A 12976-nucleotide genomic window follows, 5' to 3' on the forward strand; every position below is an offset into this window, starting at 1 on the left:
GATGGCGTAAGAGTCCGGCCATCCGACGTGCCTCAGGGAAAAGGCACCCAGGGAGAAGGCATTCCGGGGAAGGCTCCCCGTCTGTCGAAGGTCCCGGTGCGTGGCGAGTGACCATGGCGAGTGACGGGTCGATCCGTGAGGCGCACGAGGCCGGGGGGCGGGCGGAACTGCCGTACCGGCTGCGCCAGCAGGCGCTGCTGGGCGCCTTCGCCCGGATGGCGCTGCAGACCCGCGACCTCGACGCGCTGCTCCAGCGCGCCAGCGAGCTCTGCGCCGAGGGCCTCGGCGCCGCGTGCTGCCAGGTGCTGGAGTACCGCGCGCCCGACCACGTCTTCGTGATCCGGGCCTGCACCGGCCTGAAGGCCGGCCTCGTCGGCACCGACGTGAGCGCGGCGGACGAGGCGACCCCCGCCTCCTACGCCTTCCGCACCGGCGCCGGCGTGCTGGCCAACGGCATCCCGATCGGGTCCGGGCATGGCGCGACCGAGCATGACGGCGCCCGCCTCCACCTGCCGGAGGCGCTGGCGAGCACCGACATCCGGCACGCGGTCAACGTCCCGATCGCGCTCGGCGACGAGAGCCGGCGCGCCTACGGCGTGCTCGAGGCCTGGGGAGCGGAAGGCCACGGCTTCGACCGCGCCGACCAGGAATTCCTCGCCGGCTTCTCCGGGCTGATCGGCATCGCGGTCGAGCGTCACCAGGGCGATGCCCGCCTGCGCGACGCCCTCGACCATCAGGTCCAGCTGACCCGGGAGATGAGCCACCGGGTCAAGAACAGCCTCGGCGTGGTGGCGGGCCTGCTGCGGCTCCAGGCCCGGGACGCCCAGTCCGACGAGGTGCGCCACGCCCTCGAGGATGCCGGCGCGCGCATCGCCACGGTGGCGGAGGTGCACGACCACCTCTGGCGCGGCATCCACCAGCTCGGCATGGTCGACCTGGCGGATTTCCTGCGCGAGCTGGTGGCAAAGCTCCAGGAGGAGGCGCCGGGCCACGGGCTCGCCTGCGAGGCCGACCCGAAGGTGATCAGCGCCGACCAGGCGATCCCGATCGGGCTCGTGGTCAACGAGCTCGTGACCAACGCGGTCAAGCACGCCTATCCGCAGGGCTGCGGGCCGGTGCGGGTGACCCTCTCGGTGATGGCCGAGGGCCTGCGCCTCGCCGTCCGCGACGACGGCGTCGGCCTGCCGCCGGGCTTCGACGTCTCGATGCGCCAGCGCTCCCTCGGCCTCAAGATCATCGCCAGCCTGATCCGCCAGCTCGACGGGCGGCTGAGCACCTCGGCGGGCGGGCCGGGCGCGCATTTCGTGCTGGATATTCCGCTGGCCTGACGGCTCACCGGCGGCGACGGTCCGCTCGGGGATGCGCGGCAGGAGAAGCCGCCGGGAGAGGGGGAAGCCAGCGCTTCATGCGCCTCGCCTCGCGGCGTTCACGAGCGGCAGATCTCCGGCTCGAACCGGGCTTACGCGTCACGCCGCCCTGATCGAGCGCGCCGGGACGGCCTCGCCCTCCGACACCGCCGGCAGGGCGTCCATCACCCGGGTCGCCGGGAAGGTCACGATGACCTCGGTGCCCTCCCGCGGGCGCGACTTCAGCTGGAAGCCGCCGCCATGCAGGTCGACGAGGCCCTTGACGATCGGAAGGCCGAGTCCCGACCCCTGCTCTGCGGTCTTGATCGCCAGCGAGCCGCGCCCGAAAGACGACATCACGGTGGGGATCTCGTCCTCGGGGATCCCCGGGCCGGTATCCTTCACGCTGAGATACTGGCCGCCCGACGAGGTCCAGCCGACCTTGATGACGATCTCGCCCCCCGGCGGGGTGAACTTCACGGCGTTCGACAGCACGTTGAGCACGATCTGGCGCAGCGCCCGCTCGTCGGCCCAGAGCCGCGGCAGGGTCGGGTCGATCAGCTCGCGGAAGGTCTGGTTCTTCGCGCGCGCGCGCAAGCCCATCATGTGCCGGCCCTCCTCGACCACGTAGGCGAGTTGCAGGGCCTCCTCGTTGAGCTCGTAGCGACCGGCCTCGATGCGCGACAGGTCGAGGATCTCGTTGATGAGGTTCAACAGATGCATGCCGCTGTCGTGGATATCGGTCGAATATTCCTGGTAGGAGGCCGAGGAATGGGGGCCGAACACCTCGTTCTTCATCACCTCCGAGAAGCCCAGGATGGCGTTGAGCGGCGTGCGCAACTCGTGGCTCATCGTGGCGAGGAAGCGCGACTTGGCGAGGTTGGCCTCCTCGGCCCGCCGGCGCGCCTCGTCGGAATTGGCCTTGGCCTGCTCCAGCTCGCCGAAGATCGCGTCCTTCTCGGCGCGCGACTGCAACGCCGAGACCGTCGAGGTGTGCAGGTGGTTCGACAGGAACAGGAAGAAGAGCTGCGCGCAGACCGCCATGGCGACGAGCAGGACCGCCTCCGCCTCGCGCGACAGGAGCAGAAGGGCGGCGGTGGCGGCACTGAGCGGCAGGAGTCCCGCATAGGCGGCGAGCGGCACCGTGGCGGCCAGCATCGTGGTGACGGCGGCCACGATGACGAGCACGAACATCACGAAAGTGCGGGCGTTCGCGGCGTCGACCTGAACCAGCATCAGGGCGAGCAGCGCCCAGGCGACGCTCTGCACCAGCTCGCCGACGATCACCCGCCGGCGCGAGGCCCGGAGCGAGATCGCGTCCGGGTCCTGCCGCAGCAGGGACCGGGACAGGGCGGTGTTGCCGGCGATCACCGCCAGCACGCCGGCGCACCAGGCGCCGCTGAGGATCGCGGGCGCCCAGAACACCGAGGCCGCACCGATGCAGCAGGCCAGCAGCACCAGGGGAAGGAAGGCGCCGAGCCGGTACTGGGCGTAGACGCGCAGGAGCTCGTAGTCGAAGGCGCGCTCGAGCCCGATCGAGGAGGTCAGCCGCTCGCGGGCGGAGCGGACGTCCCGCGCCACCTTGCGCCGCCGGGCCGCCTCCTCCGCCGTCGGGCCGCGCCCGCGCTGGACCATTTGCGCCGTGACTTCGGACATCGCGATCGGGTCGTGCCGCTCCCTCGCCGCCGCAGACCGCCGGCCGGTCCGGGAGAGGCTGGTCGAAATTCGTTAAGGTCCCCCTGCCGCAACCCCACGAATGCGACGCAAATCCCCGTCCCGTCCTGCCGCTGCGGCACGCCGCGTCGGGTGCGCTGGCGCACATCGGCCATGCTTGCCGAGGGTACAGGAGCAGCCGCACACAAGCAGGACTGGAACAATTCCAGCCTCTCGTCGGAAGCGCACGATGACGAAGCTCACCCTCAACGGCCGGACCTACGAGGTCGAGGCCGATCCCGAGATGCCGCTCCTCTGGGCGATCCGCGACCACCTCAACCTCACCGGCACGAAGTACGGCTGCGGCATCGCCCAGTGCGGCGCCTGCACGGTCCACGTCGACGGGCAGCCGGTGCGCTCGTGCCAGACCCGCCTCGGCGACGTCGGCGAGGGCAAGATCACCACGATCGAGGGGATTTCGGGTCCGGTGGCGGAGGCGGTGCGGACCGCCTGGCGCCAGCTCGACGTGGTCCAGTGCGGCTACTGCCAGTCGGGCCAGATGATGTCGGCGATCGGCCTCCTCTCGGAGAACAGGACGCCGAGCGACGCCGACATCGACGCCGCCATGGACGGCAACGTCTGCCGCTGCGGCACCTACCAGCGCATCCGCGCGGCGATCCACGACGCCGCCCGCTCCCTCGCCTGACCGGGACGCCGCCATGCTGAACCACAGGATCAAGACGCGCGACAGCGCCGTGACCTCCCGCCGCGCCTTCCTGCGCGGCACGGCCGCCGCCGGCGGCGCCCTGGTGATCGGGCTCACCCTCGACCCGAAGGGCGCGCGGGCCGCGGGCGGTCCCGACCTGTCGAAGGCACCGGCGAAGCCGAACGCCTTCGTGCGCATCGCCGCCGACGACACCGTGACGGTGGTGATCAAGCACCTCGACATGGGCCAGGGCAACACGACCGGGCTCGCCACCATCGTGGCGGAAGAGCTCGACGCCGACTGGGCGCAGATGCGCGCGGTCTTCGCGCCCGCCGATGCCAGCCTCTACAACAACCTCGCCTTCGGGCCGATCCAGGGCACCGGCGGCTCGACCGCGGTGGCGAATTCCTGGATCCAGCTGCGCAAGGCGGGAGCCGCCGCCCGGGCGATGCTGGTCGCCGCCGCGGCCCAGGACTGGAAGGTGCCGGCGGGCGAGATCACGGTCGAGAAGGGCGTTCTGCGCCACGCCAGCGGCAAGGAGGCTCGCTTCGGCGCGCTGGCGGCCAAGGCGGCGACGCAGGCCGTTCCGGAGAACCCGACCCTCAAGGACCCGTCGGCCTTCCGGCTGATCGGCACCAGGGTGCCGCGGCTCGACTCGACGTCGAAGACCGACGGCAGCGCGCAATACGCCCTCGACGTGCGCCGGCCGGGCCAGCTCACGGCGCTCGTCGCCCGCGCGCCCCGCTTCGGCGCGACGCTGAAGAGCGTCGACGACAAGGCCGCCAAGGCGGTGCCGGGCGTGGTCCAGGTCGTGCGCGTCCCGAGCGGCGTCGCGGTGGTGGCGCGTGACACCTGGTCGGCGATGAAGGGCCGCGAGGCCCTGGCGCTGACCTGGGACGATGCCGGGGCCGAGCGCCAGTCGACCGAGTCGCAAGCTGCCGCCTACAAGGCGATGGCCGACAAGCCCGGCCTCGTCGCCTCGAAGAGCGGCGATGCGGCGAGCGCCATCAAGGGCGCCGCCAAGGTGCTGGAGGCGGAGTTCAACTTCCCCTACCTGGCGCATGCGCCGATGGAGCCGCTCAACGCCACGATCGAGCGGGCGGCCGACGGCTCGTACGACATCTATGCCGGCTCGCAGTTCCAGACCATCGAGCAGGCGGTCGCCGCCGGGATCCTCGGCACCACCGCCGACAAGGTCCGCATCACCACCCTGTGGGCCGGCGGCTCGTTCGGCCGGCGCGCGACGGCCTCGGCCGACTACATCGCGGAGGCCGCCGCGATCCTGAAGGCCACCGGCGAGAAGGCCCCGATCCACCTCGTCTGGACCCGGGAGGACGACATCACCGGCGGCTATTACCGCCCGGCCGCCTATCACCGCATCCGCGCCGGCCTCGACGCCAAGGGGGCGATCACGGGGTGGGAGCACCGCGTCGTCGGCAAGTCGATCATCATCGGCACGCCCCTCGAGGCGATGATGGTGAAGGACGGCGTCGACGCCACGACCGTCGAGGGCGCGTCCGACACGCCCTACGCCCTGCCGGCCTACCGGTTCGAGGTCCACAACGCCCGCGAGGGCGTGCCGGTGCTGTGGTGGCGCTCGGTCGGGCACTCGCACACCGCGCAGGCGATGGAGGTGTTCATCGATGAACTGGCGCACGCGGCCGGCCAGGACCCGGTGGCCTACCGCCTCGGCCTGCTGAAGCAGGCGCCGCGCCTCTCCGCCGCGCTGACGCTCGCCGCCGAGAAGGCGGGCTGGAGCGCCCGCGAGACGAAGCCCGGTCGCGGCTACGGGGTCGCCGCGCACGAGTCTTTCGGCTCCTACGTGGCGATGGTGGCCGACGTGACGACCGAGGCCGGCAAGGTGAAGGTCAACCGCATCGTCGCGGCGGTCGATGTCGGCGTGGCGGTCAACCCGGACATCATCCGGGCCCAGGTCGAGGGTGCGGTCGGCTTCGCCCTCTCGGCGGTCCTGCGCAACCGCATCACCTTCAAGGACGGCGAGGTGCAGGAGAAGAACTTCGACACCTACGAGCCGACCCGGATGAGCGAGATGCCGAAGGTCGAGGTCCACATCGTGCCGTCGGCCGCCGCGCCCACCGGCATCGGCGAGCCCGGCGTGCCGGTGCTGGGCCCCGCGATCTCGAACGCGGTCTTCGCCGCCACCGGCCAGCGCCTGCGCTCGCTGCCCCTCGACCTGAGCTCGCTCCGCGGCGTGTGATCGCGCACCACACGCTTAACCTCCGCCCTATATGAGGGGCATGACTTCCAGTTTTGGACCCGAGACGACTTCAGGGTGTGGCGAGAGCCGCACCCTTTTTTCATCCGCGAAGCCGGATTTCACCGAGACCGCCGAGCGCGTGCGCGCCTGCCGGCTCTGCCGCGAGGCGCCCCGCCACGGACCTCCCCTGCCCGTCGAGCCGCGGCCGATCGTCCAGGGCACGTCGCGCGCCCGGATCTGCATCGCCAGCCAGGCCCCGGGCAATCGGGCGTTCCAGAGCGGGGTGCCGTTCCAGGATCCCTCCGGCAAGCGCCTGCGCGAGTGGCTCGGTCTCGACGAGCCGGCCTTCTACGATCCCGACCTGGTGGCGATCGTGCCGATGGGCGCCTGCTTCCCCGGCCACGACACGAAGGGCGGCGACCTGCCGCCGCGGCGCGAATGCGCCGAGACCTGGCGCGCCCCGCTGCTGGCCGGGCTGCCGGACCTCGAACTGATCCTGCTGATCGGTCAGTACGCGCAGGCCTGGCAGCTCGGCCGCCAGCCCGGCGGCCTCACCGGGACGGTGGCGCGCTGGCGCGAGATCTTTTCTCAAGGTCAGCGCCCCCGCCTGCTGCCGCTGCCGCACCCGTCCTGGCGCAACACGCCGTGGCTGCGGAAGCATCCGTGGTTCGAAGCCGAGCTCTTGCCGGTCCTGCGGGGGGAGGTGGCGCGGCTGGCCGGACGGACTTGATTCCGGGGCGCAGTCCCGTGAAGGGGGTGCGGACGACATTTCTTTCGTGACGGAGGTCCCGTGCCCGAGCCCATCAGCCCCCGCGACCGCCTGATCGTCGCCCTCGACATGGCGACCACCGACGAGGCCGAGCGTCTGATCGAGCGGATCGGCGACGCCGCGAGCTTCTACAAGATCGGTTATCGCCTCGGTTACGCGGGCGGCCTCGGCCTCGCCGAGCGGCTGGTCCGGGGCGGCCGCAAGGTCTTCCTCGACCTCAAGCTCCACGACATCGGCAACACCGTCGAGGAGGGCGTGCAGTCGCTCGCCGGCATCGGCGCCACCTTCCTCACGGTGCACGCCTATCCCCAGACCATGCGGGCGGCGGCGAGCGGGCGCGACAAGGCGGGAAGCGGCCTGAAGATCCTCGGCGTCACGGTACTGACCTCCTACGACGATGCGGACGCCCGCGAGGCCGGCTACGCGCTGTCGGTCGCCGATCTCGTCGCGGTGCGGGCCGCCGCCGCCAAGGCGATCGGCATCGACGGGATCGTCTGCTCGGCGGCCGAGGCCGCGCAGGTGCGGGCGGTGATCGGGCCCGACCGGCTGATCGTCACCCCGGGCATCCGCCCGGCGGGCGCCGAGATCGGCGACCAGAAGCGGGTCGTGACCCCGGCCGAGGCGATGCGCGCCGGCGTCGACCACGTCGTGGTCGGCCGGCCCATCACCGGCGCCGGCGACCCGCGCGACGTCGCCCGCCGCATCGTCGACGAGATGGCGGCGGCGCTCTAGAACTCACGCGACACCAAGGGAGGAGCCACATGGCGAAGGGTTACTGGGTCGGCCGCGTCGACGTCTCGAACGCGGAGGCCTACAAGAACTACGTCGCGGCGAACGGCGCCGCCTTCGCCAAGTTCGGCGGGCGCTTCCTGGTGCGCGGGGGAAGCTTCGAGGCGGTCAGCGGATCGAGCCGCGCCCGCAACGTGGTGATCGAGTTCCCGAGCTACGACCAGGCGCTTGCCTGCTGGAACTCGCCCGAGTACCAGGCCGCCCGCGCCAAGCAGGAGGGCGGCGCCGAGATCGACCTCATCGTGATCGAGGGCTACGACGGGCCGCAGCCCGGCGCGGCGTGAACGGCGGCTCCCGGAGCGGCGGATGATCGATCCCGAAAGCCGGACCACCCCGAACGGCGACGCGGGAGCGATCGCGTTCGGCGTGGCGACCGCCGAGACCGGGCGCTGAGGGGGCGATGGCGATGGACGGATCATCCGCACGCGGCTGGCGCAGGGCCGTGCGCCTCGCCCTCACCGTCGTGCCGCCGCTGATCGGGGTGGTGCTGATCGCCCAGGCGGTGGTGGCGTCGATCGGCGGCGACATCCGCCGCTGGCAGTTCGCCCTCGGGGCGGTCTGCCTGTGCCTGACCGTCGCCGGGAAGCTGGTGCCGGAGGAATGAGGATCGGCGCGAGCAGAGACGCCGCGCCGATCCTCGTCCTCGATCATCATGGCGGCTCGGACCGGGCCGAGCCCCGGGATGAGTGTGGGGCAACCCCGGGAACGGCGGAGCCGGGCGCGCTCACACCTCCCTCAGCACTGGCACCATCCGGCGCATCGCCTCGGTGAGATCGGCGGTCGAGCGCGCGAAGCACAGCCTCAGGAATCCCTCGCCGCCGGCCCCGAAGGCCGAGCCGGGAGCGAGCCCGACATTCGCCTCGTCGACGATGCGCTTGGCGAGCCGCCGGTCGTCCGGCTCGGCCGGCACCCGCGGGAAGGCGTAGAAGGCGCCGGGCGGGGCCGGAAGCTCGACGCCGGGCAGGGCGCCGAGGGCCTCGGAGACGATGGCGCGGCCGGCCCGGGCCTGCGCGACCTGCTCGGCGATGAGCGCCTCGCCCTCGCGGATCGCCGTGACCGCGGCGTGCTGCAGGAAGGTGGCGACGCCCGACGTGCCGTAGAGCACGAGCCCGTCGACCAGCCGGCCGATCGCCGCCGGTCCTTCGAGCCACCCGACCCGCCAGCCGGTCATCGCCCAGTTCTTGGAGAAGGTCTGGACGAACAGCACCCGGTCGCGGTCCTCGGGCTGCCAGACGTCGCGGATCGAGGGCGCGCGGCCCATGGCCTCGTGGGCGGGGTCGAAGCAGAACCGGCCGTAGATCTCGTCGGCGACGATCCACAGGTCGTGGCGTCGCGCGATTTCCAGCACGGCCGCGAGGTCGGCCCGGGTCGCGACCCAGCCGGTCGGGTTGGCCGGGGTGTTGAGCACGATCGCCCGGGTGCGGGGGGTGATCGCAGCGGCGATCCGGGCGATGTCGAGGCTCCAGCCGCCGCCTGCGTCGAACTGCATCGGCACCGGAACGGGCCGGGCGCCCTGCATCGCCACCGCGCCGAAGAAGTTCGACCAGGTCGGGGTCGGCAGCACCACCTCGTTGCCGGGCTCGGCGGCGATGCGGATCGCGGTGTGGAAGGCGTGCATGCCGCCCACCGTCACGAAGAACCGCTCGGGGCCGACGGGATCGCCGTAGAGGCGCGAGACGTACTCGGCCAGGGCCTCGCGCAAGGCGGGGATGCCGAGCATCCGGGTGTAGAAGGTGGCGCCGTCGCGAAGCGCGCGCTGCGCCGCCTCGCAGATGAAGCCCGGCGTCGGCCGGTCGCCCTCGCCGACCCAGAGCGGGATCAGGCCGGGCCGGTCGACGCCGTAGGCCACGAGTTCGCCGATGCCGCTCGGCAGCACCCCGGCCGCCTCGCGGCTCACCGGCGGCATCGTGTCGGGCAGGGGCGTGACGGACATGCGGGTCTCACCGATCGTGACGGGGAGACCCAGGGATGACAAGCGGAACGCCCCGGCGCAAGCCGGAGCGCCAGCACATCAGATCCGCGTCGCGATGAAGAACCAGCGGGTGCCTTCGAGCGAACCGGTCTCGCTCAAGGGGATGAACGGCCCCTCGTCCGAGCGGCAGAAGTGGCGCTTGAACCGGTCGGCCGGGAAGTAGCCGAGAAGCCGGTCGACCGAGCCGCCGAATTTTTCCAGGCCCGCCCCGCCATGGACCTCGACGAACCAGTTCGGGATCCGCCCGAACGACGCGCCCGCACCGTCCAGCACCGCACATTCAAAGCCCTCGACGTCGACGTAGACGATGTCGGGCGTGCCGAACTCGCGGGCGAGGCTGTCGATCGAGCGGGACTTCACCTGCACCTTGCCGTGGGTGCCGGCGCCGCCGTCGACCTGGCCGTTCAGGCTCTCGTTGAATTCGAGCATCCCGTCCTCGCTCGCCGCCGCGGCGTGCAGGATCGTCAGGTTGCGCTTATCGTTGAGGGCGACGTTCTCGGCGGCGACCCGGGCGTTGTGCGGGTTGGCCTCCAGGGCGACGACCCGGCCCGTGGGACCGACATGGGTGGCGAGCTGAAGCGCCACGACCGCCTGATGCGCGCCGAGATCGAACACGGTCGCGCCGTCATTGAGCGCGCCGCTCTCCCTGAAGAACGTGATCTCGGCGAGGGTGCCGGAATCGTGGTCGTACCACTCCTCGCCGACCGGATCGCACAGGCTGACCTTCAGCTCGATCCCGCCGAAGCGGTGCGTCGCCACCCGCCGCTCGAAGATCTTCAGCGAGCGCTCCAACTTGGCCCGCCGTGCCATGGACTGCATCCATGGCGGCATCAACTGCTTGGATAACGCCGTCAACATGGAATGAACGCCCTTCGTCTCGATCACCCCAAGTCCATAGCAGGCCGAGGGTGGGGGCCGAAGCGGCTTCACGTTTCTCGGTTAAGCGGTTCTATGCCGGAGGGCGAAGACCGCACCTCTTCCGTCAGGACTTCGGTGATTGAACGACATGATCTGACCCGCAAATACAATGAAGCGCGGGATCCCCCTCCCGCTCGGATGAGGGGCTCCCGCGCTTCGTCGTCATGATTCGATGTCCTTCGCTACCCCTGTCGCACCAGGATCAGGGTCGCCAGCGGCGGCAGCGACAGGGTCAGCGAGTGGCCCTGGCCGTGCGAGGCCTCCGCCACCGCGTCGACCCCGCCGTAATTACCGACATTGCTGCCGCCATATCCTTCGGCATCCGAGTTGAACGCCTCACGATAGTGGCCGGCCATCGGCACGCCGATGCGGTAGCCGTGGCGTACCACGGGCGTGAAGTTCGACACCACGATCGCGATCTCGCCCGGCTCGCGGCCCTTGCGGGCCCAGGCGATGACGTTGTTCTCGGCATCGTCCGAGACCAGCCACTGGAAGCCGGCGGCCTCGGTGTCGCGCGCGTAGAGCGCCGGGGTCGCGGCGTAGAGGTGGTTGAGGTCGCGCACCAGCGCCTTGAGGCCGGCGTGGAACGGATCGTCCAGCAGGTGCCAGTCGAGGCTCTGGTTGTGGTTCCACTCCTTTTCCTGGCCGAACTCGCCGCCCATGAACAGGAGCTTCTTGCCGGGATGCCCCCACATGAAGCCGAAATAGGCGCGCAGGTTGGCGAATTTCTGCCAGCGGTCGCCCGGCATCTTGCCGAGCAGCGAGCCCTTCCCGTGCACCACCTCATCGTGGGACAGGGGCAGGATGAAATTCTCCGAGAAGGCGTAGAGCAGCCCGAAGGTCAGGTCGTGGTGGTGGTAGCGGCGATGCACCGGCTCTTTCGAGATGAACCGCAGGGTGTCGTGCATCCACCCCATGTTCCACTTGAAGCCGAAGCCGAGGCCCCCGGTATAGGTCGGGTGCGAGACGCCCGGCCAGGAGGTCGATTCCTCCGCCACCGTCATCGTGCCGGGGGCGTGGCTGTAGGTCGCCTCGTTGGTCTTGCGCAGGAAGTCGATGGCTTCCAGGTTCTCGTTGCCGCCGTACTGGTTGGGGATCCACTCGCCCGCCCGGCGCGAGTAGTCGAGGTAGAGCATCGAGGCCACCGCATCGACCCGCAGGCCGTCGAGGTGGTAGTGCTCGAGCCAGAACCGGGCGTTCGAGGCCAGGAAGGCCGAGACCTCCGTGCGCCCGAAATTGTAGATGTAGGTGCCCCAGTCCTGGTGGAAGCCCTGGCGCGGGTCGGCGTGCTCGTAGAGATGGGTGCCGTCGAACTGGCCGAGGCCGTGGGCGTCGAGGGGGAAGTGGCCCGGCACCCAGTCGAGCAGGATGCCGATGCCGGCCTCGTGCGCCGCGTTGACGAACTCCGAGAAATCCTCCGGCGAGCCGAAGCGGCTGGTCGGGGCGTAGAGCGAGACCGGCTGGTAGCCCCAGGACCCGTCGAACGGGTGCTCGGTGATCGGCAGGAGCTCGATATGGGTGAAGCCCATCTCCTTGGCGTAGGGGATCAGGCGCTCGGCGAGCTCGCGGTAGGTGAGGTAGCGGTTGCCCTCCCCCGGCACCCGGGCCCACGAGCCGAGATGGACCTCGTAGATCGAGATCGGGCCGTGACGGTGGTCGAGGGCGTTGCGGCTCTGCATCCAGGCCTGGTCGCGCCAGACCGGCGACGGCAGCCCTTCGAGGCGCGAGGCGGTCTCGGGCGGCTGCTGCGCCGCGAAGGCGACCGGATCGGCCTTGAGCGGCAGGAGCGCGCCGTCGGGCCCGCGGATCTCGAACTTGTAGTGGCCGCCCTTCTTCAGCTCGGGGATGAACAGCTCCCAGACGCCGCCATCCTGCCACAGCCGCATCGGGTGGCGCCGGCCGTCCCAGTCGTTGAAGTCGCCCACCACCGAGACCCGGCGGGCATTGGGCGCCCAGACCGCGAAGCGGAAGCCCGGCGTGCCGCCGATCTCGACGGCCTGGGCGCCGAGCACCCGGTGCACGGCGTCGTTGCCGACGTCGCGCAGGAGGCCGATCTCCTGCTGGTTCAGCGTCGCGCCGTACTCGTAGGGGTCGCGCCGGGTGCGCTCGGTGTTGTCCCAGCCCTCGACCGCGATGCGGTAATCGGGCCGCTGCGGGTGAGCGAAGCTCGCGACGAAGAAGCCGGCCGGGTGCCGGCGCTCCATCGGCACCCGGGTCTCGCCGACCACCACCGTGGCGGCACGGGCCTCGGGCAGGACCGCGCGGACCTCCCACTGGCCCTCGCCGACCTCGTGCGGGCCGAGCACCCCGAAGGGGTCGCCGTGCTCGGCCCGCATCATCGCCTCGACGGCGTCGGGATGGACCGCGTAGTCGCGTCCCGCTACCGGCGGCCGGGCGGGCCGGCTCGGCGCCGGCCCGGAGACGCGGGGCGAGGCCGCCGCCTGCATGGCGGCGACGCGCAGCGAGACCGGCTTGGCGGCGGACGTCTTCGTCGGCTTGCCGGCGATGGCCTTGCTCGTGCCCGCGCTCGTTCCTTTGCCGGCCTTGGCCTTCGCGGTCACCGGCGCGATCAGGGCGCCCTTCACGGCTTTCGGCTTCTTCACGG

The 12976-nt window shown here is 71.2% G+C and carries 11 protein-coding genes; 7 read left to right on the plus strand and 4 right to left on the minus strand.

Annotated elements, in window-relative coordinates:
• Window positions 1-113: 113 nt before the first annotated feature.
• On the plus strand, window positions 114-1328 hold the full coding sequence (locus DK419_RS00465) for a histidine kinase dimerization/phosphoacceptor domain -containing protein (protein ID WP_109957360.1): 1215 nt from the start codon (window positions 114-116) through the stop codon (window positions 1326-1328).
• Between the two features lie 138 nt (window positions 1329-1466).
• Here DK419_RS00465 and DK419_RS00470 read toward each other — a convergent pair whose 3' ends face one another.
• Window positions 1467-3002 carry a sensor histidine kinase gene (locus DK419_RS00470; RefSeq protein WP_109957361.1) on the minus strand — a complete coding sequence of 512 codons (1536 nt, stop codon included), beginning with the start codon at window positions 3000-3002 and terminating at the stop codon, window positions 1467-1469.
• A gap of 247 nt (window positions 3003-3249) precedes the next feature.
• Between DK419_RS00470 and DK419_RS00475 the strand changes: the two genes are divergently transcribed.
• The 6 genes from DK419_RS00475 (at window position 3250) to DK419_RS00500 (ending at window position 8085) form a co-directional block, all read left to right on the plus strand.
• Window positions 3250-3705: a (2Fe-2S)-binding protein gene (locus DK419_RS00475; RefSeq protein ID WP_109957362.1), complete on the plus strand. Its 456-nt coding sequence runs from the start codon at window positions 3250-3252 to the stop codon at window positions 3703-3705.
• A gap of 13 nt (window positions 3706-3718) precedes the next feature.
• Window positions 3719-5923, plus strand: coding sequence for a xanthine dehydrogenase family protein molybdopterin-binding subunit (locus DK419_RS00480; protein ID WP_109957363.1), 2205 nt, complete (start codon window positions 3719-3721; stop codon window positions 5921-5923).
• Window positions 5924-6062: 139 nt separating this feature from the next.
• Window positions 6063-6653, plus strand: coding sequence for a uracil-DNA glycosylase family protein (locus tag DK419_RS00485; protein WP_245442772.1), 591 nt, complete (start codon window positions 6063-6065; stop codon window positions 6651-6653).
• Window positions 6654-6713: 60 nt separating this feature from the next.
• A complete protein-coding gene (gene pyrF, locus DK419_RS00490) occupies window positions 6714-7424 on the plus strand; it encodes an orotidine-5'-phosphate decarboxylase (RefSeq protein ID WP_109957365.1) in 711 nt (236 codons plus the stop codon).
• Between the two features lie 29 nt (window positions 7425-7453).
• Window positions 7454-7765 carry a DUF1330 domain-containing protein gene (locus DK419_RS00495; RefSeq protein ID WP_109957366.1) on the plus strand — a complete coding sequence of 104 codons (312 nt, stop codon included), beginning with the start codon at window positions 7454-7456 and terminating at the stop codon, window positions 7763-7765.
• A 122-nt stretch (window positions 7766-7887) separates the two neighbouring features.
• Window positions 7888-8085 carry a hypothetical protein gene (locus tag DK419_RS00500; protein WP_245442773.1) on the plus strand — a complete coding sequence of 66 codons (198 nt, stop codon included), beginning with the start codon at window positions 7888-7890 and terminating at the stop codon, window positions 8083-8085.
• 120 nt (window positions 8086-8205) lie between these two features.
• On the opposite strand, the gene DK419_RS00505 is transcribed toward DK419_RS00500, so the two are convergent.
• The 3 genes from DK419_RS00505 to glgB all read right to left on the minus strand — a co-directional run bounded on the left by DK419_RS00505 (window position 8206) and on the right by glgB (window position 12818).
• Window positions 8206-9414, minus strand: coding sequence for a pyridoxal phosphate-dependent aminotransferase (locus DK419_RS00505; protein ID WP_109957368.1), 1209 nt, complete (start codon window positions 9412-9414; stop codon window positions 8206-8208).
• A 78-nt stretch (window positions 9415-9492) separates the two neighbouring features.
• Entirely contained in the window at window positions 9493-10263 is a 771-nt protein-coding gene (locus DK419_RS00510; RefSeq protein WP_162561098.1) for an FkbM family methyltransferase, read from the minus strand.
• Between the two features lie 290 nt (window positions 10264-10553).
• On the minus strand, window positions 10554-12818 hold the full coding sequence (glgB, locus tag DK419_RS00515; RefSeq protein WP_109962033.1) for a 1,4-alpha-glucan branching protein GlgB: 2265 nt from the start codon (window positions 12816-12818) through the stop codon (window positions 10554-10556).
• Window positions 12819-12976 lie beyond the last annotated feature (158 nt).

The organism is Methylobacterium terrae, assembly GCF_003173755.1.
In the GTDB taxonomy this organism is placed as follows: domain Bacteria; phylum Pseudomonadota; class Alphaproteobacteria; order Rhizobiales; family Beijerinckiaceae; genus Methylobacterium; species Methylobacterium terrae.